Origin of the sequence: Bradyrhizobium sp. LB8.2 (genome assembly GCF_040548035.1) — a bacterium.
GTDB lineage: Bacteria > Pseudomonadota > Alphaproteobacteria > Rhizobiales > Xanthobacteraceae > Bradyrhizobium.
The window spans coordinates 108,240-134,272 of sequence record NZ_JBEPQV010000014.1 but is presented as its reverse complement, the minus strand read 5'-3'; the positions used below and the strand labels follow the sequence as shown (position 1 = coordinate 134,272).

Genomic DNA, 26,033 nt, shown 5'->3' with positions numbered 1-26,033 from the left:
AGCGGACGGGCCGCGGCGTTACCTTGGGTCGTCAGGAAGATTGAGGCGGCGCGCGTGCCTGGGCGTTTGAGTCCCTATAGACGGCGACGGCGGATACATCCGCCACGTGCCACACCACGCGTTCGGCGTGGCGGAAGGGAATGGAGAGCGCGGCGTGCGGCGGCGAATCGGGTGACGCGCCCACCTGCGCCAGACAACACAGCGCGCAGGCGCCACCATGCGCGGCCGGTGCACCGTTCTGGTCGCTCAGGCCGCCCTGCTCGCTCGGGCTGTGGCAGATGACGGCTGCAGAAAGCGGATTGGCCATGGCCTGGCCGGCCGCCAAACAGGCAGCGATCGGCGCCAGCACCTGCATCGCCAAAGCGAGCAGGACCAAGGGTAAGAATTTTTGCAGCCGTGCGCGCATCCGCCGAACCATTCGTTCGTCTACCAACTAAACACCGCGCGGAGAGCCGAGTCGAGGCCGGTTCCGCGGCCTTCGTGGTCCAGCGCAAATTTCTGGAGAACTGTGGTCGGGCCGCCCCACGAGAGGGATCTGCGGCATTCTAGGCAGTCCCGCAACCCTGCCCCGTCCACAGATTTCTTATATTTGTCATATGCTTACAAGACCGGAAGCCCGATCATTTCGTTAATTGCTCGAATTTTGAACATTCGTTGCCGAAAATGATGACAAGTGAGAAAAGTTGATCTAGCATCCCTCTTGCTCAGGCTGGCCGTGAGGTCGAAGTCTGGTGGTCCAAGTCTCGGGAGGAGCCCCTGACGCGCAAAACGCAGCGTCGCCCCGCCAATCAAGATCAAATCTTAGAATCGGGGATAATAGGGTCGACACAATTTTCGAGCGGGGCTAGGGCCCCGCTCTTTTTTTGTCTGCATGGCCACAGGCGGTGAATAATTCTCCCAATCCGATCGAACAGGGCTTTGAACTCGCGGCCTTGCGCTGCGCGGATCTCACGCCGCTCGTCTATCAACGTCTGTTCGAAGAGCATCCCGAAACGCGGGCGATGTTCCGCACGCAAGGCAGCGAGCTCGTGATGGGATCGATGCTCGCGCTGACGATCGAGGCGATTCTCGACTTCGCCGGTGATCGTTGCGGGCATTTCCGGCTGATCGCGTGCGAGGTCGCCTCGCACGATAGCTACGGCACGCCGCGCGAGCTGTTCATCGCCTTCTTTGCCGTGATCAGGGATACGCTGCGCGGGTTGCTCGGCGATGAATGGTCGCCGGATGTCGCGCAGGCCTGGGACCGACTGCTCATCGAGATCGACGCATTCGCCGCCGTTCAGGCCTGACGCTTGCGCTGCACCAACACCGGTTGCGGCGATCTCGCGTGATTGCAGATTGAGTGGCATCAACTCTTGTGAGACACTTTCCGTATCGGTCGCGCAATCAATGACGCGCCGACGATAAATATATGGGAGCGAGCGATGTCCGGGACGAAAGATTTCTCGACGACGAGGCGCGATCTTCTTCAAGCGGCGGCAACCGCCGGCGCCGGGGCTGCCATCCTCGGCGGCATGGGCATAAACCCCGCCCTTGCAGCCGAAGTCGGACGAAGCGAGAAGCCGCTGAAGGCGGCGTTCTCCAATGCGGGCCTCCAGGCGACCTGGTGCGCGCAGGGCAAGCAGGCCGCGGAGTTCTGGGGCAAGCTGTTCAACGTCGAGGTCACCTGGTTCGACGGCCAGCTCGATGCGGTGAAGCAGCGCGCGGCGATCGACAACATGGCCTCGCAGAAATGGGATTTCGTCGCCATCCAGGCTTTTGGCATCGGCACCCTCACCCAGCCCGTGCAGAAGATGATCGACGCCGGCACGCCCGTGATCGACATGGACACGCTGATTGCCCCTCTCGACCAGATCAACGTCCACTCTTTCCTCGCCCCCGACAACGAGTTCATGGGCGCGTCCGTGACGCAGGCGCTGTGCAACGCCATGGGCGGCAAGGGCAAGATCATCATGACGCAGGGCGCGCTCGGCCATACCGGCGCGCAGGGCCGTGCCAAAGGCTTCAACAATGTCGTGAAGCAATTCCCTGGCATCGAGGTGCTCGACACCCAGCCGGCCGACTGGGATGTGTCGAAGACCGCACGTCTCTGGGAAACCTATCTGACGAAGTACCCGCAGATCGACGCAGCGTTCTTCCACAATGACGACATGGCGCTTGCCGCCGCCAACATCATGAAAGCGCGGGGCCGCACCAATATCCTGATCGGCGGCGTGGATGCGATGCCGCCGGCGATCCAGGCGGTCAGCGAAGGCCGCATGTTCGCCACCGTGCGCAATCCGTCCTGCCGCATCCATGGCGGCGCGATCGTCGCGGGCGTCTCCGCCGTGGTCGGCGGGGAGAAGAGTGGACAGGGCATTCCCAAGAACGTCGTCACCGACGGTCCGGTCGTGACCAAGGCCAACGCACCCGGCATGCAGTGGATGGAGGATCACTTCCTGATCTGACCCTCCATGCCTGAGGGACACCAGCCCATCCTGGAATTGCAGGGCATCACGAAGAGCTTCGGCGGCGTCGAAGCGCTTCGTGGTGTCGATTTTGCGCTCTCACCCGGCGAGATCCATGGTCTCGTCGGCGAGAACGGCGCGGGAAAAAGCACGCTGATGAAGATCATCGCCGGCGTGCACACCGAATTCTCCGGCCGCTTCCTGATCGACGGACAGGAGACGCATTTCCGCTCGGCCCGCGATGCGCACTCCGCCGGCATCGCCATGGTGCACCAGGAGCTATCTGTCGCCCCCGACCTCACGGTCGCCGAGAACGTGTTTTTGGGCAACCAGCCGACCAACCGGCTCGGCCTGGTACAATGGCGGCGCATGGCGCGCGAGGCCGGCGAACAGCTCGCCCGCTTCGGCATCGACGTCGATCCGATGAGCAGGCTCGGCGACCTCCCGATCGGGCTTCAGCAATTGATCGAGATCGCGCGCGTGCTGTTCTCCGGCGCGCGCATCGTCATCCTGGACGAGCCGACCTCCGCTCTTTCCCCGCCCGAGGTCGAACGGCTGTTCGCAACGCTGCGGCGCCTGCGCGCGGAAGGCACGGCAATCGTCTTCATCTCGCATTTCATCGAGGACATCTTGCGCGTGTCCGACACGGTGACCGTGTTCCGCAACGGGCGAAAGGTCGCGGAGACGGCAAGCGCTGCGACCAGCAAGGGCGCGCTGATCGAGGCCATGATCGGCCGCGGCGGTGAAGCGCTCGAGCACAGCTATAGCGACGATCTGATGCTGCCGCGGCCGAGCGACAGCTCGGTGGTCCTGAAGGTCGATCAGCTGTCGCTGGCCCGCAGCTTGAAGGACATCTCCTTCGAGGCGCGTGCCGGCGAAGTGCTGGGAATCTACGGCTTCATGGGCTGCGGCCAGCAGGAGCTGTCGCGCATATTGTTCGGCAAGCTGAAGCCGGATGCCGGCACGCTCGCCGTCGAGGGCAAGCCCAAGACCTTCGCCAGCACGGCAGCGGCGCGGCGCGCGGGCGTGGCGCTGGTGCCGGAGAGCCGGCGCGCGATGCTGTTCCACCAGGAGCCGGTCTACAAGAACATCTCGATCAGCATTCTCGATCGCATCTCGGCGCTGCTGCTCAAGCCGGCGCAGGAGCGCGATATCGCCCAGCGTCAGGTCGAGCAACTGCAGATCAGGCCGCCGGTGGTCGGCCTCGATCTCGGCATGCTCTCCGGCGGCAACCAGCAGAAGGTCGCGCTGGCGAAATGGCTGACCTATCCGCCAAAACTGCTGGTGCTGTGCGAGCCGACCCGCGGCATGGATGTCGGCGCCAAGAACGACGTCATCAACATCGTCCGCGACCTCCGCGCCAAAGGGCTCGCGATCATCGTGCTGTCGACCGAGCCGGAAACGGTGCTGTCGCTGGCCGACCGCATCCTCGTGCTCAAGCGCGGCGCATTGGTGCGGGAATTCAGGAACGAGCCGGTCAGCAAGGACCGCCTGCTGGAAGCGGCGTGACGGAGAAGCACCATGGCGAGCAGTGAGACGGCACCGGCGGCGAGGCAACGGGCGCGCGGGTTAGCACCCTTCCTGCGCTCGCAGATGCGCAACATCGCGCCGTTCCTGACGCTGATTTTCCTGTCCGGCTTCTTCGCCCTCGCCAGCCCCTCCTTCGCGACGCTGGACAATCTCGGCAACATCCTGACGCAGGTGTCGGTCACGGGCGTCATCGCCGTCGGCCTCACCTTCGTGATCCTCTGCGCGGAGATCGACCTCTCGATCGCCAGCATCGCCAACGTCACCGGCATCGCGGTCGCCTACTTCACGGTTCAAGAATCCTACGTCAACATTCCCAACATTCCCCTCCCCGGCGCTGCGGCGATCTTGCTGGCCATTCTGCTCTGCGCGGCTCTCGGCCTCGTCAATGCGCTGGGCCTGACCGTGATCGGCATCCCCTCCTTCATCATGACTTTGGCGATGATGCAGATCGCGGCCGGCATCTCCGCGCTGCTGGTGCGCGGCCAGATCGCCTACAAGGTGCCTGACGTGATCACCACGCTCGGCTCCGGATCGATCGGCGGCATTCCCTGGATCGTCATCGTCGCCGCGATCATGCTGCTCGGCGGCCATCTGGTGCTGACCTACACGCGCTTCGGCCGCTACGTCTACATGGTCGGGGGAAATCGCGAGGCCGCCGAATATGCCGGCCTCAACGTCAAGCTCATTCTCGGCGCGGTGATGGTGATCTCGGCGGTCTGCTCCGGCATCGGCGGCATGCTCGGTGTCGCTCATTTCGGCAGCGCGCAGCAGAACGAATTCGACACTTACCTGCTCGACTCCATCGCCGCCGTCGTCGTCGGCGGCACCAGCCTGTTCGGCGGCCGCGGCGGCATCGGCAACACCATCGTCGGGCTGTTCGTGCTTGGCGTGCTCAACAACGGCCTCGACCACGTCAACATCGACAGCTTTTTGAAGATCCTGATCCGCGGCCTGATCCTGCTCTTGGCCCTGATCATCAACGTCTACGCGCAGCGGCTGAGGGAAAAGGCGGCGGAGTAGACAGCCATCAAAACAAAAAGCGCGAAAACGACCCCATGCACAGTAGAAACTGTGAGGAAGTTCAGCCGCTTACAATATTCGCAATTGCGTGATTGCGACCGCGCCGACGTTTGACTCGTCGGGCAAAACAGGCGCACGATGTCATTGTGGCGCTTGGCGTCGGTGGACTCAGAGTCACGCTCAAGTTCCGTCATTGCGAGCGCAGCGAAGCAATCCAGACTGCCGCCACGGAAAGATTCTGGATTGCTTCGCTACGCTCGCAATGACGATGTGACAGCAGGGCAATCCAGCCTCCCCTCGATCGCCGAGCATGCGAACGCGGCTTAACTGTCCGACTTCTCTTCCAGCGCGAGCTGCGAGAATCGGAAATTGCAGTGGCTCGCACCGCCCGCTAACGTCTGTGTCCTTTCCAGCCGGATGCCTCGCGCTGCGTAGGCGACGAAATCGAGTCCGCAGATGTTCGGCAGAATGTCCTTGTCGCCATGGCGCGCCGCGAATTTGCAGAAGCCGCAGGCCTTGTAGTTGATCCCGAACTCGAAATTGTCTTTCGGACCCGGCTCGACGAAATCGTAGGCGAAATCTTCCGGAAACTCGTTCTGATGGCTGTCAGTCATGCTTGTGGCCGCCTGCTCGCGCAGCAAAGCCTGGTTCTCCGGCGACATGAATTGACGCCCCGAGGCGAGACGTTCCGCTTCTGATACGGTCAGCAATTGCGCCCTGTAGGTTTCCCGCTCGATCTCGCCGATCACAGGCAGCGGCACGCCGTGCCGCCACAGTACCCGACTGATGGCCATGAAGCCCATCAGGCGCATGAAGAAATCGCTCATGCGACTGGCCGCGCCGCCGACATAGGGCATCTGTGTGAGCACGATCTCGAATTCGTCCATCACCTCCTGCCTGATCCCGTCGATCTCGGTGAGATGCGCGCGCTCGCGCAACATCGCATAGGCAAGGTCGAGCCGCTGGCGCATGGCCGCTTCCATAGCGCTCCGATAAGTCTCGTAGAAGGGATGCATGTTTTCAGCCATTGGACGCTCGATATGATTGGTTCATTCGCGAAGTCGGTTTCATTCCGCGGCGATCGCCTCGATCTCCAGCAGCCATTTGCTGTCGACGGTCTCGACGATCACGACCGTCAGCGCGGGCTGGTGTTCCCCGAGCACCGCGCAACGAATGGTGCGGTTGGTCACGACCTGATTGCGGTCGGTCAGGAACGTGGTCACCTTCACCAGATGCTCGACGCCAAGGCCTGCGGCGGCGAGCACCTCCATCACGTTGCGCCAGGCCTGCTCGCATTGCGCCTCGAAACCATCGGGCACGGTGCCGTCGGTTCTCTCAGGCACCTGGCCGCTGATGAACAAGAGGCGGCGGTGCTGCGTCAATTCAACTCCCAAGCTGTAACCACCGGCGGGAGCATGGACCGTTGCGGGATTATGGCTGACGACGTGAACTGGCGGCATAGGGTTTCTCCGGATTGCGGGCCGACCCTATGCGGCGACATCGCCGCCGTGCAAAGCATTGTTGCTGCGGTTCAACGCAAGAAAATCTATTGCAAGGCCGCGGCCCATCAGTGTCAAAGTGGAGCACGATGACCTACACCCTTCCACCCCTCAACGCGCTCCGAGCCTTCGAAGCCGCTGCCCGCCATCTCAGCTTCAAGCTGGCCGGCTACGAGCTGCACGTGACGCCCGCCGCCGTGGGGCAGCAGGTGAAAGCGCTGGAGGCGCGCCTCGGCGTGCAGCTGTTCGAGCGGCTGCATAAGCAGCTCATCCTCACCGCGGCCGGTCAGGCCTATCTGCCCGGGGTCTCCGAAGGCTTTCGCCACATCGCGGAGGCGACCTCGCAATTGAAACCGGCGGGTGCGGTACTGCTGCAGTTGGGCGTTCATGGCAGTTTCGACCTGCGTCGCCTCGAATTGGCGGAGTTTCGCGGCGCGCATGCGGAGATCGGTTTGCGGGTGCTCCAGCCCGCCGGCCTGCACGAATTGGTCGAGGGCAAGGTCGACCTGCTGATCGCCCGGGGTCTCGGCCGCCATCCGGGCTATCGCTGCGACCGGGTCGATGCGGGATCCGGCTTGGGCGATTGGCTGATCGCGCCTGAGGGCACCGCGGATTGTCCCGAGATCGTCAGTTTTCGCGCGTGGCTGCGTGGCCTGCCGGCCGAGAATCCGCTCGCAAACCGCCGCCCTCGTCTGGTCGGCATCAGACGATAGGCTCGACTGGCAATCCATAGTCTCGCCGCGACGACGTTGGACAGGTCGGGCAAAACAGGATCAGAACATCATCACGCGGCGATCGCATGTCTGGCGAGCGCTAAGCTCAAGCCCAGCTCGGTCGTTCGAGCCGCACTCGCCTCCTCATCGGGAGCTTGAATGACGGCTCGGCGGTCAGGATCAACCCAGCCTGCTACCGAGCGGATTGGTGGCAATTTGCCCGAAAGCAGACCTATGGTGCTCGGTTCGAGCTTTGTCGTTCATGACCCAAAGCAGAAGTCATGTGCTTGACTAGACGCCGCCGATTGCGGCGGCACTAGGCGGGCAGTCGCGCGCGCCGGATTGCTCGAGAAATAGCGTGTCGGAGCCCTGCGCTCGCTAACGGTCCCTCGTCGGAACGGTGTTTGCTGGCTTCATCGGTCGCGCATTAACGCCTCACGCTTATGTGTTCGGTGACGCGGCATTGCCGCGAGAATGGCCATTGAAGTACGATCGTAATGTTATATTATGATCGTAATGGCATTCATCTGCGCCTCCCTCGGCGGGAGTGAGATGCTGCTTCTCAGCTCCTCGCGAGGATTTCATGGACGACACCGTTGCCACTTCACGCCACATCGCATCGCAAGCAACCCCAGATATCACCTTTCTTGGGCTCGCAGCCGCCGCAGCAGCGGTTCGTAACGGCGAGATCACGTCGGAGGCCTATACCGCGGCGCTTCTGCAGCGCGCCCAGTTGCTTGCCGATCTCAACGCCTTCATCACCATCGACCAGGCCGCCGTGCTGGCGGCCGCGAGGGATGCGGACAAAGCGCGTGCGGCCGGATCGGCGGCCTCGCTGCTTGGCGTGCCGCTCGGGGTGAAGGATAGCTATTTGACGAAAGGGCTGCCTACTAGCCTAGGTCTCGATAGCCTCGCTCACTTCGTACCGCGCGAAGATGCGGACGCTGTACGAGCCATTAAGGGTGCGGGCGCCTTGATCTTCGGCAAGAATAACCTCGTCGAAATGTCTTACGGTTTGACCGGTCACAACGCACGTTACGGCCAGGTGAATAATCCGCACGCACGAGATCGCGTGTCCGGCGGCTCCTCGAGCGGCTCTGCCGCATCGGTGGCCGCCGGCCTCGTTCCCGCGTCCTTGGGCGGTGACACCGTTGGGTCAATTCGGGTGCCCGCATCGTTCTGTGGCGTCGTGGGATTCAAGCCAACCACCGGGCGTTGGCCGCGCTACGGCGTTGCGCCGATCTCCCATACGCTCGACACGACGGGGGTATTCACCCGAAGCGTTGAGGACTGCATTCTGGTGGATCAGGTCGTGACTGGTGACGAGTCCTCCGACGGCGGCTATGGCCTGAAGGGAGTCCGGCTGGCCTTCGCGCCGCGACAGTTCCTGGATCTGGTGGATTCGGAAGTCGAGACCCGCTTCCGCGAGGTGGTTCGGCAACTGCAGGACGCCGGCGCCGAGGTCATTGAAGTAGACCTTGGCGACGATTTCAACTCCCTCGTCCAAACCACGACATGGGGCATCTTCGCTCATGAGACGATGGGCGCAATTTCGCAGTTTCTTCGCCGCCATGACATTCCGACCACGTTCGAGGCCATTTACGACGGCCTTAAGCCCCAACTTCGGCAGGCGTGGGGGCACATCGTACTGCCGGGTGGTGCAGGTTCTACCTCGGCAGAGGCCTATCGGACGGCGCTCGACGTGAGCCGGCCGGAAATCCAGCGCCGCCTCAACACGGCGTTCGTCTCTCATGGGGCGCTGGTCATTTTGCAACCGACCACGCCCTGCACGGCGCCTTTGATCGAGGAGCAGTCGACCGTCCATATCGCGGGGCAGGAAGTCAGCTACCTCGCTTTGGCGAACCACACCGTGTCGGCGAGCAGCGTGGGGCTACCGGGTATCAGCCTTCCCGTCGGCTTGTCTCGCGCTGGGCTACCGATTGGTCTTGAACTGGACGCTCCCTTGGGGAGCGACCGGGCGCTTCTGAACCTTGCCCGCGGCATCGAAGGCGTCTTGGGCGCCAAGTCGACTGCGATCTGACGCCGTGGCCTTGGCCCCTCGCTTGGCGAAGCTGCTGCCTAACGGTTGCGGGATATAGTGGAGTGGAGAGAAGATGCGTTTCGAGAAAGGTCATAAGGCAGCGACGCGACGGCACATCGTCGATGTGGCGTCGAAGTGTGTGCGCCGAGACGGCATCTCCGCCGCCGGGATCGCCGGGATCATGGGCGAAGCCGCCCTGACCAAAGGGGCATTCTCTCCTCACTTCGAATCCAAAGACGCGCTCGTTCGCGAGGCGCTGGGGAGCGCACTCGCCGACCAGCAACATCGCCTCGATGAGGATCAGCGGAATGGCCTGGACCTTGAGGGCGCGATCCGGAGGTACCTGAACCGCGCTCACCTCGATGACCCGGCGGGTGGGTGCCCCTCAGCGGCGTTGCTCCCCGAAATCTCCCGCCAGCCCCTGTCCACGCGGCGAGACTACGAGAAAGGACTGCGAAGCTACGTTTCGACTCTCGCGGCACTGCTTCCTGACGCCGGTTCTGCAGCGAGTGGCCGCCGCGCGACGGCCATCTTCGGCCTCATGGTCGGCACCCTCCAGTTCGCGCGGGCCGTGCCCGATGGTGCCCGGGCGGAGCAGATCCTGGAAGGCGGCGTTGAGGCCGCGTTGCACTTGGCACGAACTCCGTCTTCATAAATTAGAAGGCCGGAACGGCTTAGCTTTTCCATTGTTATCCCTCAAATCCCCGAGGTCCGCTCCTGACCCAACTGAGACATTGGCGCGAGGCTTCTGTCCCGCGTTTTGTGTTTAGGACCATGGCGGCTCTTCGCTCTTCCCGACCGCCTCGTGGTGGGTCGTGACACCCGCCGAGCGCAAGCCGGTCAGCAATACGGTTCTCACAGAGGCCGGATCGAATCCAATATCCTTGGCGTTTGGTGGATGTGCTTCGCTGCCCTTCAATCGGAACGCCAAGTGCAATTGCTCGCAAAGGTGCTGAACGACGAGATTGACCTGATCATCAGTCATGATCTGCCTTTCCTGCTACATTTTGCTATCCAATCTGGTAGCACACATGAAAATAGGGCGATATGCGATTGGACCGCCCCAAGAATCAACCCCACGCGATTGCCCATGGGCGGGCCCCAAATCGTCAGGCTGTCAGGACAGACCGGAAGTAACTAGCGGGCCACTAGAGCGACGCTTTTGAGCACGACGGACGCGCCTTTCATCCTTAGGGATGCCCGCCCTCGGTCGAAGCCAATTGCGTCTGACCAACAATCTCGTCAGCACGCCAGCACCGGACCTCATGCCCGTCGGCTCGCGTTTCCAGCACCGGACCGGGCTCGCTCCGACATACGTCCTCGGCGTAGCGACAACGCGGACTAAACGCGCATCCGTTCGGCGGATTGAGGGGATTGGGAAGGTCGCCGCCTGTCGTCGCGAGCGGTGCATGGTGCAGGGGATCGGGGATGGCGGCGATCAGGGCTTGCGTATAGGGGTGCGCGGGCCGTTCGAAGATTTCGCGCCAGTCGCCGTTCTCGACGATGCGGCCGAGATACATCACGGCGACCCTGTCGCTCATGTGTTCGACCACGCCGAGGTCGTGGCTGATCATGATGAACGACAAGCCGAGCGTTTCCTTCAGTTCCAGCAGCAGATTGATGATCTGCGCACGGATCGAGACATCCAGCGCCGACACGGGCTCGTCGCAGATGACGATTTTGGGATTGAGGATCAGGGCGCGCGCGATGCCGATGCGCTGGCGCTGGCCGCCGGAGAATTCATGCGGGTAGCGGTCGGCCTGTTCGGGCCGCAGGCCCACATGCCGCAGCATGATCGCAACGCGGTCCCCGATCTCGCTTGCGGCGGTCACGCCATGCACGCGCAGGGGATCTTCCAGCGTGCGACGAACGGTCTGGCGTGGATTGAGCGAGGCGTAGGGGTCCTGAAACACCATTTGCACGATGCGGGCCAGCGCCTTTCGATCGCCGGATGGCCGGCCCGTCACGATCTGCCCGTCCACCACGATGCGGCCGCGCGTCGGGGTCTGGAGACCAAGGATCGACAATGCGACCGTCGACTTGCCGGAGCCGGACTCGCCGACGAGGCCGAGGCATTCGCCCCGCTTCAGCCTGAGATCGACACCGTCGACGGCGCGGAGCAGCCGACGGCCGCGCCCCAGCAGGCCGCCTCCGAGCGGAAAATGGACCGCAAGATCCTCGACGCTGAGAATGACATCGTCGTCTGGCCTTCCCTGCGGCTCATGCATGGTGATGACACCTGACCAGACCGCCGGCCTCCAGCAAATCCGTTCCCGGCACGGTGGTCCGGCAAATATCGGTCGCATGCGCGCAGCGCGGATTGAACCGGCAGCCATCCGGGAAATTCGTGATGGCCGGCACGACGCCCGCGATCTCCTTCAGCCTGGTGCGGCCAAGCGCGGCGCGGCTGCCGAGCCGCGGCAGCGAGGCCACCAGGCCTCGCGTATAGGGATGCGAGGGCGCCCGGAAGATATCGGCCGAGCCGCGCTCCTCGACGATGCGGCCGGCATACATTACGGCCACGCGGCGACAGACATTGGCGACCAGGCCGAGATCGTGGCTGATCATCAGGATTGCCGTTCCTCTCTCGGCGCATAAATTCCGCATCAGCTCGATGATCTCGGCTTGCACGGTCACGTCGAGTGCCGTTGTCGGCTCGTCGGCGATCAGGAGATCCGGACCGCATGCGAGCGCAATGGCGATCATCACGCGCTGACGCATGCCGCCTGACAGCTGGTGCGGGTAATCCTTCACGCGTCGCTCCGGCGCGGGGACGCGGACGCTCGCCAGCGCCTCGACTGCCAGCTGGTTGGCTTCCCGCCAGCTCTTGCCCTTGTGCAGCACGAACATCTCGGCGATCTGCCGGCCCACGGGCGACACCGGGTTCAACGCCGTCATCGGCTCCTGGAAGATCATGGCGATGCGATTGCCGCGCAGCTCCCGTTGCCTGCCGGCTGAAAGTTGCTGGATCTCCCTGCCCTCGAACCGGATGGCGCCGCCGCCGATCGACAACGGCTGCCGCAACAGGCCGATCAAAGCGAGCGCCGTGATGCTCTTGCCGCAGCCGGATTCGCCGACAAGGCCGAATGTCTCGCCGCGATCGATGCGGAATGAAATGCCCTCGACCGCCGCAACGCGCCTCGATCCATCGTTGAGATCGATACGCAAATCCTCGACCTCGATCAGCGGCGGCCCGGTCATGTGCGCCGGCTCCGCGATTGTGGATCGAGAATGTCGCGCAACCCGTCGCCGAGCAAATTGAGGCCGAGCACCGTCAGGAAGATGGCAAGACCGGGAAAGACCGAGAGCCACGGTGCCGTCGTGATCTGGTCGCGGGCATCCGACAACATGCTGCCCCAGCTCGGAAACGGCGGGCGCACGCCGAGGCCGAGGAACGACAATGCGGCTTCGGACAGGACCGCGCTGCCCATGCCGAGCGTGCCGATGACGACGATCGGTCCGAGCATGTTCGGCAGCAGCTGCGTGGTCATGATGCGCAAATCACCGTAGCCGAGCACGGTCGCGGCCTGCACATAGCCCTGGCTCCTGAGCGACAGCGCCGAGGCCCGTGCGATCCGGCACGTGAAAGACCAGTTGGTCAAGCCGAGTGCGATTAGCAGGCTAGTCAGGCCGGGACCAAGTACCGCCATGATGGCCAGCGCGAAGATCAGCGATGGGATCGCGAGCATGACGTTGGTCAGGCCGTTGACGACATCGTCCCACCAGCCGCCCCAATAGCCGGCGCTCAGGCCCAGCGCGACGCCGATGACGCTGTTGATGAGCTGCGAGACGATGCCGACCGTCAGCGAGACGCGCGCGCCGTAGACGACGCGGGAATAGATGTCGCGGCCCTGGTCGTCGGTGCCGAACCACCAGGTCCAGCTCGGGGGCTCTTCCGCATTCAACAAATTGGCGTCCATGACGGGATCGGTATGGGCCAGCCAGGGCGCGAGCAGGCCGACCAGGATGGCGAGCGCGAACAGCGCGCCGCCGATGATGAGATTGGCGCGCAGCTTCATGCGTATCTGATCCTGGGATCGATCACGCCGTAGAGCAGGTCGATCAGCAGATTGATCGCGAGAAAGGCCAGCACCACCACGAGAATGGATCCTTGGACGGCCGGAATGTCGCGCTGCAGGACACTGTCGACCAGCAGCGAGCCGATGCCGGGCCAGGAGTACAATTTCTCGACGACCACCGCCTGCCCCATCAACGCGCCGAACTGCAGGCCGACGGTGGTGAGAATGATGACAAGCGCATTGCGCATCACGTGCCACTTCACGACCCGTGTCTCGCTCATGCCCTTCGAGCGCGCAGTGCGCACGAAATCTGCGGTCATGATCTCGAGGACCGCAGCGCGTGTCGTCCGTGCGAACAGCGCCATCGGCGAGACGCCGAGCGTCACGGCCGGAAGGATCAGATATTTCAGTCCGCCATCACCATAGCCGAAACTCGGCAGCCAGCCGAGCTTCAACGCAAAGAAGTACATCAGCACCAGTCCAAGCCAGAATTTGGCGATCGAAAGGCCCGAGACCGCCACGACCATTGCGAGCGTGTCGACGATGCCGCCAGGCTTCAGCGCTGCGATGAAGCCCAGCGGCACGCCGATCACGACGGCAAGTGCCATGGCGGCGAAGATGAGTTGCAGCGTCGGCCACATCCGTTTGGCGATCATGGTCGTGACAGGTTCGCGGGTCCGGAACGATGTTCCGAAATCACCTGTCGCGAGCTTGGCGATGTAGGCGCGGAACCGCACATAGACGGGATCGTCGAGGCCGAGCTGCTTCTTCATGCGCAGCTCGACCTGTGGATCGCTGTCGTCGCTCATGGACGAGACGATGCTGCCGGGAACGACGCTGAACAGCACGAAGACCAGCAGCACGACGGCGAGCACGGTCGGAATGGTTTGCAGGAGACGACGGAACAGGAAGGGGAGCATCGGCACTTTTCCTCTCTCCCTCCATCGTTCGTCGCGATGGAGGGAGCGCGAGAGCGCGTATCACTTCGCGGGCGAGGTCTCGTCGACCCAGAGGTCTTCGACGTTCTGATGGGTCAGCTCCGTCGCGTTCAGCTGAATCCCCTTGAGCCACGGCTGCACCGCCATGACCGCCTTGTTGTAGTTGAAGAACCAGACCGGCGCCTCTTCGTAGAGCAGGGCGTTGGCCTTTTGCAGCAGCTGGGCGCGCTTGGCGGGATCGTCGGCCTGCCCTGCTTCGTCGACCATCTTGTCGAAGTCGGCATTTTTGAAGTTCATGTAGTTGCAGGCTGGTTGCGGCGTCGCCGAGTGGAAGCATTTGAGGGCGGCCTGCGGATCCGGGCCGCTCGCCTGGGAATAGATGAAGGCCTGGTAATCGCCGCTGCGAACCACCTCCGCCAGCACCGCGGTCTCGACCTGCTTGACTTTCACCTTGATGCCGACCTTGTCCAGCATCGGGATGACGGCCGAAACGATCGGCAGACCCCAGCTTTCATTCTGGCTGGTGGTCCATTCGAATTCGAAGCCCGAGGGATAGCCGGCGTCGGCGAGCAGCTGCTTGGCCTTGGCGGGATCAAAGGCGTAGGGCTTCATGGTCTTGTCGTAGGCGGGAGAGGTCAGCGGCAGCCAGCTGGTGGCGCGATAGGCCTTGCCCTTGACCAGCTTGTTGATGATCAGGTCGGTGTCGATCGCATAGTTGATCGCCTGCCGGACCCGCTTGTCGGCGAACGGCTTGAACGCGGGGTTCATCCCCATGTAGCGCGTAAACACCTCGGCGACCTCGACGACGGTGCCCTTGAGGTCGGCATCGTTCTGATAGGCCACATACTGCGCAGGTCCCAGCACCGAGGTGTCGATCTCCTTGTTGCGGAAGGCGACATCGCGTGCCGCGGCCTCGCCCATGACCGACACGATGATCTTGTCAGCGTAGGGTTTGCCGGGCTTGTAGAACCGGTCCCACCGCTCCAGAACGATGCGCGATCCCGGCACGTGCTCGACGAACTTGAAGGGCCCAAGACCGATCGGCTTCTGGAGAAAGCTCTCCTTGGCGGCTTCGTCGGCGGGATAGATCGAAGTTATCGCGTTCCAGAAGTAGAAGCCTGGATCGACTTTCTCGGTCAGCTTCATCTCAAGTGTGAAGTCGTCGATCTTCTTCAGGCCGGAGATTTCCTTGGCCTGGCCCTTCTCGACCGCGGCCGCGCCCTCGATCACGCGGACATAGCGCGCGCCGGGATAAGCCTTGGTGCCGTCCATGATGCGGTTGTAGGTCCAGATGACGTCGTCGGCCGTCATCTTGCGGCCGTTGTGGAAATAGGCGTCGTCGCGCAGCTTGAAGGTGTGAACGAGACCTCCGCCCGAGACAACGTCCTCCCTGGCAAGCTCCAGAACCGGCTTGCCTTCCGTGGAATTCCAGATGTAGAGCGACCGGTGCAGGGCCTTGGCGTAGATTTCGTCCTGGGCGCGCTGCGTCGTGTGAATGTCCAGGCTTGTGAAGCTCGAACCATAAGGCGCGGTCATGCGGATGGTTCCGCCCTTGCGCGGAGTCTGGGCCTCCGCCGAGGCGACGAGCGCCAGTCCAAAACCAGCGACGATTGCCACTATCCTGAAGATCATGTGTCCCCCAACAACGCAGGCGTGCTCCGGTTCGAGAGTTGACCATCCACGGCACGTCGAGCGCAAGCGCCTTGAAGGGGTTGACGTATGCGAGCGTAGCGCTCGGGCCCCGCCGATTTGTGAGTACGTGCCCTAGCCAGTCGCGAACTCCGGCTGCCAGTCGCGCAATTTTCGCGCTGCAGCAGTGACGTCCGCAATGGTCGGAAATGCCCCCGCCTCCAGCATCATCGTCCTTGCCAGCCTCACGGCGCGTGCTTCGCTGATCGCGCGCCTGCGCGGATCCTCGATCAGCTCGAAATCGATATTGTGGGCGAGACCGAAGATGCGGCGGATGGTTTTTGCTGCGGCGAAGCCGACCGTGTCGGCGAACAGCCGCTGCATGTAGGCCTGCCGCTCGGCCTCAAGCCGCGCGGCGCCCTTCTCTCCTGCGAAGAGCGAGGCCGGGTAGGCATCTCCCGCCGCGCCAGCGCGCCAGAGGTCGAGGAATTTGCGGGCGAACTCGTTCCAGACCTGCTCGACGGTCTCGAGCACCCAGCCTTCAAAGGCGCGGCGGTCCCCCGGCGAGCGCTCGTGGCCTGATGACGCGAAATAGGCCATCAGCAGGTTTGCCAGCACAGCGCCGACATCAAACCCCATCGGACCATAGAACGCGAACTCGGGATCGATCACCCGCGTTTGGCCCTCCGTCACCATGACCGAGCCGGTGTGAAGGTCCCCGTGGATCAGCGCCTCGGGGCTCGCCATGAATTTCAGCTTCAGCCGGGAGATCGCGATATGCAATTCCAAATCAGCACGCAGGCTCGCGGCTAGTGTGTTGAGGTAGGGCACGGTCCAGTGGTTCTGTACGGCCACGCGGTACGGATCGGTGAAGATCAAATCCTCTGTGATCTTGCACAGCGCATGGTTGCCGGCGAAGGCTGCGATGGCCTCCTTCTTGTCGGCCGCCGACAGCGCGAGGTCGGAGGTGAAGAACAAGGTCCGGGCCATGAAGGTGGTGATGTCACTGGCGAAGCCCGGATATTGCGTTCCCGCGACCATCCCCTTGCGCATGATGATGTGGGGCTCGAGCAGCTCCATCACCGTCAGCGCCAGCGCCTCGTCGTGATGCAGCAATGCCGGCACGAGGCCGGGCGCGAGCTGGGCCTGCCGGGACAGAGCGAGATATTCGTAATGGGCCCGGGACAGCGGCAGCGGCCAGCTCTCGCCGACGAGGCGGACATAGGGCAGCGCCTGCTTCACGGCGACACCGCTGCGGCCGCCCTTCACGATAAAGACGAGATTGAGATTGCCGTCGCCGACTTCGGTGATCGACCAGGAGGCAGCCTCGCCGCCGAGAAGCGCCTTGAGGTCCGGAACGCCTGCGAGATAGTCCCGCAAGTCAGCCTCATGCAGAATCCGGTACCCCTCCGCCTGCGCCATGACGATCCCATCCCATGCTTGTCATGGCCGGATCGCTACTCCCGCTCCAGGAAGCTCGAGCCGATCTCGGCCTTTCTTTTGACCGGATCGTAATCGCAATAGACGTTGTCCGCCACCAGCGTGTAGCTGGCGCTGACATTGTATTTGTCCAGCTTGACCGAGTTCAGGCCGATGACCGAGGTGCTCTTGCCCCCGTTCCATTTGAACGGCGTCGAGCTCTTTGCCTGCTCGCAGGCCATCACCGCGTCGTTGAAGACGTAGCCCTCGACAAACGCCTTCAGGGTGCGCACCTGCGCGGCCATCTTCCACTCGAAATAGCCGATCGCACCGAGACCGGCGACGATCAGCACCAACAGCGCGATGACGATCCTCTGAAAATTCATTCGTCCCCCCAAACCTACGCAACCGAAAAATTCTAAAACGGCATTCCCATCAATTTCGACAGGCGTTCGATCGAGAGATAGCCGGCGTGATAGGCCGCTATGCCGATCCCGTAGATGATGGCCGAGATGATCGTGGTCCAGATCAGCTTGCGCCGCATGCCGGTCAGGATCGGTGCGCCGGGATCGGTGCCTGGCGTGCCCACGCCGTCCTCGTGCTGGCTGCGCACGCCGAACGGCAGCGTCAGAAACAGTGCAATCCACCAGATGACGAAGTAGATCGCGAGCGCGGTTGAGAGCTGGATCGCCATGGCTTCGGCCTTACGCCTGCTCGATTTCGACCAGCGCGCCGGAAAAATCCTTCGGATGCAGGAACAGCACCGGCTTGCCGTGGGCGCCGATCTTCGGCACGCCGTCGCCAAGCACGCGCGCGCCCTCTTTCACCAGCGTGTCGCGCGAGGCGATGATGTCCACCACCTCGTAGCAGACATGATGGATGCCGCCGTCGGCGTTGCGGTCCAGGAATTTTGCGATCGGCGAGGCGTCGCCGAGCGGCTCGATGAACTCGATCTTGGTGTTGGGCAGGGTCGCGAACACGGTGGTGACGCCATGCTCGGGCAGCGCGACGGCCTCCGAGATCTGGGCCCCGAATGCGGCGCCATAGATCCTGGCGGCCTTGACGGCGTCCTTGGTCGCAATCGCGACATGGTTGAGCCGGCCCAGCATGTTTCTTCTCCCTCAGAGCATGATCCGGAAAAGTGTGAAGCGGTTTTCCGATGAGATCATGCTCAAACTTTATACTGTCAGCACGTGTACCAGACAGGGGGGCTTTTTACCCCAATGTTCGTTGATCACGGAGCGGACAGCGCGTCGCACCGACTCAGCCAGCGCATCCGCGTCGCGACGGCGCGCCTTCGGCAGGCCTTCGATGGTGGAGACCACGGCGTCGAAGACGATGTCGTCGAAGGGCTCGCCCGCTTTGTTCTTCTCGGGGATGCCGATCAGATCGACCTCGGGATCGTCGACGAGCTCGCCTTGCTGCGTCATGGCGATAGCCACGAAGGCGCAGCCGGAGAAGGCCAAGCGGCGCCGCTCGACCACCGCGCGGGACTTGGAGTCCTCCAGAATCGTGCCGTCCTTGTAGAGACGGCCCGCGGGCACTTGCCCGATGATGCCGGGATCGCCGGGGCCGAGCTTGACCAGGTCGCCGTTGCGGCAGACCAGCACGCGCGGCACGCCGGCGGCACGCGCGAGCTTGGCGTGCTCGTTCAGGTGCAGGGCCTCGCCATGGACGGGGATCAGGAGCTGCGGCCGGGTCCAGGCGATCATGTCGCGCAATTCGTCGCGGCGGGGATGACCGGAGACATGGACCAGCTGGTCGCGGTCGGTGATGACCTCCACGCCCTGTAAAACCAGGCCATTGATGATGGCGCCGACCGCCTTCTCGTTGCCGGGAATGGTGCGCGAGGAGAAGATCACGCTATCGCCGCGGTTGAGCGTGATCTCGGGATGGTCGTCATTGGCGATGCGCGCCAGCGCGGCACGGGGCTCGCCCTGGCTGCCGGTGCAGAGCGCCAGCACCTTGTCTTGCGGCAGATGACCGTAGACCTCGGGGGAGCGGAAACTCTGCACGCCGTCGAGATAGCCGGTCTCGCGCGCGACCTGCACCACGCGCTCCATGGCGCGGCCGACCACGACGACCTCACGGTCGGCGGCCTTCGCAGCGATGGCGACCGCCTTGAGGCGCGCGACATTGGAAGCAAAGGTCGTGACTGCGACGCGGCCCTTGGCGGCCTTGACGAGCTCGGTGATGGATCTCGCAACCTCGGCTTCCGAGGGTGAGCGGCCGTCGCGCACGGCGTTGGTGGAATCGCCGATCAAGGCGAGCAGGCCCTGATCGCCCAGCTCGCGCAGCCGCTTTTCGTCGGTCGGGCGGCCGATGATCGGGGTCGGATCGATCTTCCAGTCGCCGGTGTGGAGCACCGTACCGACTTCGGTGTGAATCGCCAGCGCATGCGACTCCGGAATCGAGTGCGCGACGGGGATGAACTCGACGTTGAACGGACCGATATCGACGCGCCCGCCGGACGGCACCACCGTCACCGGGATCTTCGGCGCATTGCGCTCGGCGGCGCATTTGGCCTCGAACAGCGCGGCGCTGAACTGCGTCGCATAGATCGGGCATTTCAGCCTCGGCCACAGGTCGATGATGGCGCCGAAATGGTCCTCATGGGCGTGAGTCAGCACCAGGCCCATCAGGTTCTTGCGCTCCTTCTCCAGGAAGCTGATGTCGGGCATGATCAGGTCGATGCCCGGCAGATGTTCCTCGTCGCCGAAGGAGACGCCGAGATCGATCGCCAGCCAGGCGCGCTGCTGGCGGTTGCCGAGGCCGTAGATCGACAAATTCATGCCGATCTCGCCGACACCGCCGAGCGGTGCAAATACCAGTTCTTCAGGCTTCGCCATCACGCAGCTCCCACGGAGGCGGCCGAGCCAAAGAACACCTCGCCCGCGGCCACCGGCACGCGCCGGCCCTCCGCGGTGCGGACGATCAGGCAGCCGGCGTCGTCGATCGTGTCAAAAATGCCTTCCAGCGTCATCACTCCCGTGTGGATCGCAACCCGCTCGCCGAGGCCGGCGGCGCGCTCCAACCATAGTTTGCGGATCTCGGCAAAGCCGCGACCATTGTCCCAGATGCCGCGGAACTCCACCCAGGCGTCAGAGAGTGCCGAGAACAGCTCCTCCGCGCTGATCTGGACGCCGAGCGCGGCGAGCGACACCGCGGGCGTGGGCGTGCCCTCGGGCGCGGCGACGACGTTGGTGCCGATGCCGACGACGATGGCAAGGCGTTCGCCGACGGCTTCGGCCTCAAGGCCGATACCGACCAGCTTCTTGCCGCCGGCAAGCACGTCGTTAGGCCATTTCAGGGTGTAGCGGGGACGACCCTCGCCGAGGCGCAGTGCAGCCTCCAGGCTCACCTTTTCCAGGGCGGCCTCCTCGGCCAGCCCGGCCGCAAAGCCGATCGTCGCGGCGACAGACGGGGCAACGTCCAGGACTTCGAGGACGCTGGCGGCGAGGTTGCCCTTTGGCGCGATCCAGGCACGCTGACGTCGGCCACGGCCCGCGGTCTGCTCCGACGTGACGAACCACATCGGGCCGCGTTCGCCGCCCCTCGCGTGCTCGATCGCCTCGGTATTGGTCGAGCCGGTCCGTTCGAAAGCCGCGAGCTTGTAGCCCGCCGACAGAGCGCTGGGACCGAGCGCGAATGCCATCCTAGAACAGCGACTTTGCCGCGGCGGAGGCGACGCTCACCACCGGACCCGCGAACAGGGCGAACAGGATATTGAACAGGCCCGCGACCGCCAGCACCGTCCGCACCTCGACCCTGACAGGATCGACCTCCCCGGCCGGCTCGTCGAAATACATCGTCTTGACGATGCTGAGATAGTAGTAGGCGCCCACCACGCTGGTCAGCACGCCGACGACAGCGAGCGTGAACAAATTCGCCTTGATGGCGGCGACGAAGACGTACCATTTGGCAAAGAAGCCGGCGAGCGGCGGGATGCCGGCGAGCGAGAACAGCAGCATCGCGAACATGAAGGCGAGCAGCGGATTGGTCCGCGACAAACCGGCGAAATCGCTGATTTGCTCGACGGGCTGGCCGTTGCGCTTCATGGCCAGGATGACCGAGAACGAACCGAGCGTCATCGCGACATAGATCACGATGTACATCAAGACGCCCTGCGCGCCCTCGACCGTGCCTGCGGCAAGACCGACCAGGGCAAAGCCCATGTGGCCGATCGAGGAATAGGCCATCAGGCGCTTGATGTTGCTCTGGCCGATCGCGGCGAACGAGCCCAGCGCCATCGAGGCGATTGCCACGAACACCAGGATCTGCTGCCACTGCGAGACGATGCCCGGGAATGCGGTGAGCGTGACGCGGGTGAAGACCGCGAGCGCGGCGACCTTCGGCGCCGAGGCGAAGAAGGCGGTGACCGGGGTCGGCGCGCCCTCGTAGACGTCAGGCGTCCACATGTGGAACGGGACCGCCGAGACCTTGAAGCAGAGGCCGGCGAGCAGGAACACCAGGCCGAACACCAGGCCGACATTCGAGACGGTCGCGGCCGCCGCGATGCCGGTGAAGGTCACAGTACCGGTGAAGCCATAGATCAGAGAGGAACCGTACAGCAGCATGCCCGAGGATAGCGCGCCGAGCACGAAGTACTTCAGACCGGCTTCGGTCGACTTGGCGTTGTCGCGGTTCGAGGTCGCCACGACGTAGAGCGCGAGCGACATCAATTCGAGGCCGAGATAGAGCGATATCAGATCGCCGGCCGAGATCAGCACCATCATGCCGAGAGTCGAGAGCAGCACCAGGATCGCGTATTCGAAGATGCGGCGCGACGGGTCGGACAGGAACTCGGTCGACAGCACCAGCGTCACCGCCGAGCCGATCAGGGCCAGTATCTTCATGAAGCGGGCAAAATCATCGACGATGAAGCTGCCGCCGAAGGTCACCTGCTTGCCCGCGGGCAGCATGTATTCGAGCACGCCCACCACGATCAGGAGCAGCACCGCAAGCGTCGTGACCGTCTTGGTGGTCTCCTGCCCGCGATAGGCGCCGAGCATCAGCAGCGCCATGGCGCCGATTGCGAGCACGAGCTCGGGCAGCACCGGCGCCAGTTGATAACCTGCAGTCTCAAAGCTCATGGCGATATCCTGACCTGCCCGCTCACTGGAGCAGTGCGGCGGCCTTCACGGCCGTCACAGCGGTGTTGTAATTGTTGACGAGTTGCTGGACCGAGGCCGCCGACATGTCGAGCACCGGCTTCGGGTAGATGCCGAACAGGATCGTCAGCGCGATCAGCGGGAACAGCATCAGGCACTCCCGGAAGGTGAGATCCTTCATGCTCATCAGCGACGGCTTGACCAGCGCTCCGAACACCACCTTGCGGTAAAGCCAGAGCGCGTAGCAGGCCGACAGGATCACGCCGAAGGTGGCGAAGAACGCGGTCGGGATCGAGACCTTGAAGGTGCCGAGCAGCGTCATGAACTCGCCGACGAAGCCGGAAGTGCCGGGCAGACCGACATTGGCCATGGTGAAGACCATGAAGGTCAGCGCGTAGAGCGGCATCCGGTTGACGAGGCCGCCATAGGCCGCGATGTCGCGGGTATGCATGCGGTCGTAGACGATGCCGACGCAGAGGAACAGCGCGCCGGAGACGATGCCGTGCGAGATCATCTGGAACACGCCGCCGGCGACGCCCTGCATCGTGCCGGCAAAGATGCCCATGGTAACGAAGCCCATATGCGCCACTGAGGAGTACGCAATCAGCTTCTTCATGTCCTCCTGCATCAGCGCCACCAGCGAGGTGTAGATGATGGCGATGGCGGAGAGCGTGAACACAAGCGGCGCGAAATCATGCGACGCCAAGGGGAACATCGGCAGCGAGAAGCGCAGGAAGCCATAGCCGCCCATCTTCAGCAGGATCGCGGCGAGGACCACGGAGCCTGCGGTCGGCGCCTCGACGTGCGCGTCGGGGAGCCAAGTGTGTACCGGCCACATCGGCATCTTCACCGCGAACGAGGCGAAGAAGGCCAGCCAGGCCCAGGTCTGCAACGAGCGCGGCACGGCCGTGTGCATCAGGGTCGGGATGTCGGTGGTGCCGCCGTTCCAGTACAGCGCCATGATGGCGAGCAGCATCAGGACCGAGCCGAGCAGCGTGTAGAGGAAGAACTTGAAGGACGCGTAGACCCGGCGCGGACCGCCCCAGACCCCGATGATCAGGAACATCGGGATCAGGCCGCCTTCGAAGAACAGATAGAACAGCACGAGATCGAGCGCCGAGAAGGTGCCGATCATCAGCGTTTCCAGGATCAGGAACGCCATCATGTATTCGCGGACGCGGTTGGTGATCGCCTTCCAGCTCGCGATGATGCAGAACGGCATGATGGCGGTGGTCAGGATCACCAGCGGCAGCGAAATGCCGTCCACGCCCATGTGATAGGTGATGCCGGTGGCGAGCCAGTTCGCCTTCTCGACGAACTGGAAGTCGGCGTTCGACGCGTCGAACCGCATGACCAGGATCACCGATACCGCGAAGGTGATCAGCGTGGTCCAGAGCGCGATCCAGCGCGAGTTGCGCCGGGCCGCCTCGTCATCACCGCGGCTGAGATAGACGATCAGCGCGCCGACCAGCGGCAGGAACGTCGTGACGGATAGAATTGGCCAGGTCGTCATTTACTGGCCTCCAAGGCCGAACATGAACCAAGTGATCAGGCCGGCGGCACCGATCAGCATGGCGAACGCGTAGTGGTAGAGATAGCCGGTCTGGATCTTCACGACGTTGTGGGTGACATCCAGCACGCGGGCCGAGATGCCGTCGGGGCCGAGGCCGTCGATGATGAAGCCGTCGCCCTTCTTCCAGAGCTGATAGCCGATCCACTTCGCCGGACGGACAAAGATGAGATCGTAGAGCTCGTCGAAGTACCATTTGTTGAGCAGGAACTTGTACAGCATCGGCTGCGTTTTCGCGAGCTCGACCGGCAGATAGGGCCGGCGGATGTAGAACAGGTACGACACCAGGAAGCCCAGCACCATCATCACCGTCGGCAGGAAGGCGATGGTCTCGGGGATGTGGTGCATCCCCTCGATGATGTGCGGGTTCATCTTCACGGACTCGCGGAAGAACTCCTCGATGCCGTGACCGGCGAACAGCTCCTTGAACGGGAAGCCGGCCGAGATGGAGCCGACCGCGAGCACGCCGATCGGGATCAGCATCCAGATCGGCGCTTCATGCGCAGCCTCATAGTGATGCTCGTCATGGGGCTCGCCGTGGAAGGTCTTGAAGATCAGGCGCCACGAATAGAACGAGGTCAGGCCGGCCGCGACGACCGTCATCACGAAGCCGTACATCGCGAACGGATTGTGCGAGGCGTAGGCGGACTCGATGATCGCGTCCTTGGAGAAATAGCCGGCGGTCAGCGGGAAGCCGGTGAGCGCGAGCGTGCCGACCACCATCACCGCGTAGGTGTAGGGGATCTTGCGCCAGAGGCCGCCCATGTTGCGGATGTCCTGCTCGTGATGCATCGCGTAGATCACCGAGCCGGAGCCCAAGAACAAGAGCGCCTTGAAGAAGGCATGCGTGAACAAATGGAACATGCCGACCGAATAGGCCCCTGCTCCCATCGCCACGAACATGTAGCCGAGCTGCGAACAGGTCGAGTAGGCGACGATGCGCTTGATGTCGTTCTGGACGAGGCCGATGGTCGCCGCGAAGAACGCCGTGGTGGCGCCGAAGAACATCACGACGGCCTGCGCGTTCGGCGCGAGCTCGAACAGCGGCGACAGGCGCGCCACCATGAACACACCGGCGGTGACCATGGTCGCCGCGTGGATCAGCGCCGACACCGGGGTCGGGCCCTCCATCGCGTCCGGCAACCAGGTGTGCAGAAGGAACTGCGCCGATTTGCCCATCGCGCCCATGAACAGCAGCAGGCAGGTCAGGGTCAGCGCATCGGCGTGCCAGCCGAGGAAGTCGATGGTCTTGCCGGTCAGGCTCGGAGCTGCATGGAAGATGGTCTCGAAATCGGTCGAGCCGACCAGCAGGAAGATCGCGAAAATGCCGAGCGCGAAGCCGAAATCGCCGACGCGGTTGACCACGAAGGCCTTGATGGCGGCCGCGTTCGCCGACGGCTTCTGGTACCAGAAGCCGATCAGGAGATAGCTCGCCAGACCCACGCCTTCCCAGCCGAAGAACAGCTGCACGAGGTTGTCCGCGGTCACCAGCATCAGCATGGCGAAGGTGAACAGGCTGAGATAGCCGAAGAAGCGCGGCCGGTTCGGGTCCTCGTCCATGTAGCCGATGGAATAGAGGTGCACGAGCGAGGACACGGTGGTGACCACCACCAGCATCACCGCGGTGAGCGTGTCGACCCGCAGCGTCCAGTAGACCTGGAGATCGCCGGAGAGAATCCACGGCAACAGCGGAATGCGCATGTCGTGGTGCATGAAGCCGACGTTGACCAGCGTCATCCAGGACAGCGCCGCCGACACGAACAGGAATGCCGTGGTGATCAGCTCGGCGCCGCGCGAGCCCGCCGCGGGCGGCTCGGAGACGTGATGGTCGTCGTGACCGTCGCCGGGCTCGTGATGGGACTCCTGGATGACCGACGCATCCTCGTTGATCGTATCGGACGCATGCGCCTGTGCGCCGTGTCCGTGATCATCGTGGTGCTCGACCGTGTCGCCCGAGGGGTTGCGGGCATGCGCGCCGAACAGCGCGATCAGGCCAGCCAGAATGGCCCCCAGCAGAGGCAGAAAGACGATTGCCTGGACCATGACTTATTTCTCTTTGCGCATGATCTGACCGGAAAACCGGTATCCACTTTTCCG

Annotated in this window: 25 protein-coding genes; 7 read left to right on the top strand and 18 right to left on the bottom strand. The window is 63.4% G+C overall.

Annotated features, from left to right (window positions below; genetic code table 11):
- Nucleotides 1-31: 31 nt before the first annotated feature.
- Nucleotides 32-406: a DUF2946 domain-containing protein gene (locus tag ABIB06_RS18830; RefSeq protein WP_247447351.1), complete on the bottom strand. Its 375-nt coding sequence runs from the start codon at nucleotides 404-406 to the stop codon at nucleotides 32-34.
- A gap of 478 nt (nucleotides 407-884) precedes the next feature.
- Between ABIB06_RS18830 and ABIB06_RS18825 the strand changes: the two genes are divergently transcribed.
- The 4 genes from ABIB06_RS18825 to ABIB06_RS18810 all read left to right on the top strand — a co-directional run bounded on the left by ABIB06_RS18825 (nucleotide 885) and on the right by ABIB06_RS18810 (nucleotide 4,997).
- Complete coding sequence (locus ABIB06_RS18825) at nucleotides 885-1,289, top strand: globin (RefSeq protein WP_354049569.1); 405 nt, start codon at nucleotides 885-887, stop codon at nucleotides 1,287-1,289.
- Nucleotides 1,290-1,424: 135 nt separating this feature from the next.
- On the top strand, nucleotides 1,425-2,447 hold the full coding sequence (locus tag ABIB06_RS18820) for a sugar ABC transporter substrate-binding protein (protein ID WP_247349284.1): 1,023 nt from the start codon (nucleotides 1,425-1,427) through the stop codon (nucleotides 2,445-2,447).
- A gap of 6 nt (nucleotides 2,448-2,453) precedes the next feature.
- Nucleotides 2,454-3,956: a sugar ABC transporter ATP-binding protein gene (locus ABIB06_RS18815; RefSeq protein WP_354049570.1), complete on the top strand. Its 1,503-nt coding sequence runs from the start codon at nucleotides 2,454-2,456 to the stop codon at nucleotides 3,954-3,956.
- Between the two features lie 12 nt (nucleotides 3,957-3,968).
- Entirely contained in the window at nucleotides 3,969-4,997 is a 1,029-nt protein-coding gene (locus ABIB06_RS18810; protein WP_354049571.1) for an ABC transporter permease, read from the top strand.
- A 323-nt stretch (nucleotides 4,998-5,320) separates the two neighbouring features.
- On the opposite strand, the gene ABIB06_RS18805 is transcribed toward ABIB06_RS18810, so the two are convergent.
- Together ABIB06_RS18805 and ABIB06_RS18800 are read right to left on the bottom strand one after the other, a co-directional pair.
- Nucleotides 5,321-6,025 carry an L-2-amino-thiazoline-4-carboxylic acid hydrolase gene (locus tag ABIB06_RS18805; RefSeq protein WP_354049572.1) on the bottom strand — a complete coding sequence of 235 codons (705 nt, stop codon included), beginning with the start codon at nucleotides 6,023-6,025 and terminating at the stop codon, nucleotides 5,321-5,323.
- Nucleotides 6,026-6,064: 39 nt separating this feature from the next.
- Nucleotides 6,065-6,457 (bottom strand): RidA family protein, encoded by a 393-nt coding sequence (locus ABIB06_RS18800; RefSeq protein ID WP_354049573.1) that lies wholly within the window; start codon nucleotides 6,455-6,457, stop codon nucleotides 6,065-6,067.
- 128 nt (nucleotides 6,458-6,585) lie between these two features.
- Between ABIB06_RS18800 and ABIB06_RS18795 the strand changes: the two genes are divergently transcribed.
- From ABIB06_RS18795 to ABIB06_RS18785, 3 genes are all read left to right on the top strand, one after another.
- Nucleotides 6,586-7,209 carry a LysR family transcriptional regulator gene (locus ABIB06_RS18795; protein WP_354049574.1) on the top strand — a complete coding sequence of 208 codons (624 nt, stop codon included), beginning with the start codon at nucleotides 6,586-6,588 and terminating at the stop codon, nucleotides 7,207-7,209.
- Between the two features lie 583 nt (nucleotides 7,210-7,792).
- Nucleotides 7,793-9,250 (top strand): amidase family protein, encoded by a 1,458-nt coding sequence (locus tag ABIB06_RS18790; protein ID WP_354049575.1) that lies wholly within the window; start codon nucleotides 7,793-7,795, stop codon nucleotides 9,248-9,250.
- A 73-nt stretch (nucleotides 9,251-9,323) separates the two neighbouring features.
- The gene (locus ABIB06_RS18785) at nucleotides 9,324-9,905 is read left to right on the top strand and encodes a TetR/AcrR family transcriptional regulator (protein WP_247447343.1); all 582 of its coding nucleotides are present in this window, start codon (nucleotides 9,324-9,326) and stop codon (nucleotides 9,903-9,905) included.
- 111 nt (nucleotides 9,906-10,016) lie between these two features.
- Here the strand turns inward: ABIB06_RS18785 and ABIB06_RS18780 are convergent, their stop codons facing one another.
- The 15 genes from ABIB06_RS18780 to nuoL form a co-directional block, all read right to left on the bottom strand.
- Complete coding sequence (locus ABIB06_RS18780) at nucleotides 10,017-10,235, bottom strand: hypothetical protein (RefSeq protein WP_247349293.1); 219 nt, start codon at nucleotides 10,233-10,235, stop codon at nucleotides 10,017-10,019.
- 205 nt (nucleotides 10,236-10,440) lie between these two features.
- Nucleotides 10,441-11,478 carry an ABC transporter ATP-binding protein gene (locus ABIB06_RS18775; RefSeq protein ID WP_354049576.1) on the bottom strand — a complete coding sequence of 346 codons (1,038 nt, stop codon included), beginning with the start codon at nucleotides 11,476-11,478 and terminating at the stop codon, nucleotides 10,441-10,443.
- The gene (locus tag ABIB06_RS18770; protein ID WP_354049577.1) at nucleotides 11,471-12,451 is read right to left on the bottom strand and encodes an ABC transporter ATP-binding protein; all 981 of its coding nucleotides are present in this window, start codon (nucleotides 12,449-12,451) and stop codon (nucleotides 11,471-11,473) included. Before ABIB06_RS18770 ends, ABIB06_RS18775 begins: the two co-directional genes overlap by 8 nt.
- Nucleotides 12,448-13,269 (bottom strand): ABC transporter permease, encoded by an 822-nt coding sequence (locus ABIB06_RS18765; RefSeq protein ID WP_247349296.1) that lies wholly within the window; start codon nucleotides 13,267-13,269, stop codon nucleotides 12,448-12,450. The genes ABIB06_RS18770 and ABIB06_RS18765 overlap by 4 nt, the downstream gene beginning before the upstream one ends.
- Entirely contained in the window at nucleotides 13,266-14,189 is a 924-nt protein-coding gene (locus ABIB06_RS18760; RefSeq protein ID WP_354049663.1) for an ABC transporter permease, read from the bottom strand. Before ABIB06_RS18760 ends, ABIB06_RS18765 begins: the two co-directional genes overlap by 4 nt.
- Nucleotides 14,190-14,249: 60 nt before the next feature.
- Nucleotides 14,250-15,839 carry an ABC transporter substrate-binding protein gene (locus ABIB06_RS18755; RefSeq protein ID WP_354049578.1) on the bottom strand — a complete coding sequence of 530 codons (1,590 nt, stop codon included), beginning with the start codon at nucleotides 15,837-15,839 and terminating at the stop codon, nucleotides 14,250-14,252.
- Between the two features lie 132 nt (nucleotides 15,840-15,971).
- Nucleotides 15,972-17,258: an S-methyl-5-thioribose kinase gene (gene mtnK, locus ABIB06_RS18750; RefSeq protein ID WP_354049579.1), complete on the bottom strand. Its 1,287-nt coding sequence runs from the start codon at nucleotides 17,256-17,258 to the stop codon at nucleotides 15,972-15,974.
- A gap of 35 nt (nucleotides 17,259-17,293) precedes the next feature.
- Nucleotides 17,294-17,641 carry a hypothetical protein gene (locus ABIB06_RS18745; protein ID WP_354049580.1) on the bottom strand — a complete coding sequence of 116 codons (348 nt, stop codon included), beginning with the start codon at nucleotides 17,639-17,641 and terminating at the stop codon, nucleotides 17,294-17,296.
- A 32-nt stretch (nucleotides 17,642-17,673) separates the two neighbouring features.
- Nucleotides 17,674-17,949, bottom strand: coding sequence for a DUF1467 family protein (locus ABIB06_RS18740; protein ID WP_247349302.1), 276 nt, complete (start codon nucleotides 17,947-17,949; stop codon nucleotides 17,674-17,676).
- 10 nt (nucleotides 17,950-17,959) lie between these two features.
- A complete protein-coding gene (gene mce, locus ABIB06_RS18735) occupies nucleotides 17,960-18,364 on the bottom strand; it encodes a methylmalonyl-CoA epimerase (RefSeq protein WP_354049581.1) in 405 nt (134 codons plus the stop codon).
- A 69-nt stretch (nucleotides 18,365-18,433) separates the two neighbouring features.
- Nucleotides 18,434-20,104: a ribonuclease J gene (locus tag ABIB06_RS18730; protein WP_247447338.1), complete on the bottom strand. Its 1,671-nt coding sequence runs from the start codon at nucleotides 20,102-20,104 to the stop codon at nucleotides 18,434-18,436.
- Nucleotides 20,104-20,910: a biotin--[acetyl-CoA-carboxylase] ligase gene (locus ABIB06_RS18725; RefSeq protein ID WP_354049582.1), complete on the bottom strand. Its 807-nt coding sequence runs from the start codon at nucleotides 20,908-20,910 to the stop codon at nucleotides 20,104-20,106. Before ABIB06_RS18725 ends, ABIB06_RS18730 begins: the two co-directional genes overlap by 1 nt.
- A 1-nt stretch (nucleotide 20,911) precedes the next feature.
- Entirely contained in the window at nucleotides 20,912-22,348 is a 1,437-nt protein-coding gene (nuoN, locus tag ABIB06_RS18720) for an NADH-quinone oxidoreductase subunit NuoN (protein WP_354049583.1), read from the bottom strand.
- Between the two features lie 22 nt (nucleotides 22,349-22,370).
- Complete coding sequence (locus tag ABIB06_RS18715) at nucleotides 22,371-23,879, bottom strand: NADH-quinone oxidoreductase subunit M (protein ID WP_247447335.1); 1,509 nt, start codon at nucleotides 23,877-23,879, stop codon at nucleotides 22,371-22,373.
- On the bottom strand, nucleotides 23,880-25,979 hold the full coding sequence (nuoL, locus tag ABIB06_RS18710) for an NADH-quinone oxidoreductase subunit L (protein WP_354049584.1): 2,100 nt from the start codon (nucleotides 25,977-25,979) through the stop codon (nucleotides 23,880-23,882).
- Nucleotides 25,980-26,033 lie beyond the last annotated feature (54 nt).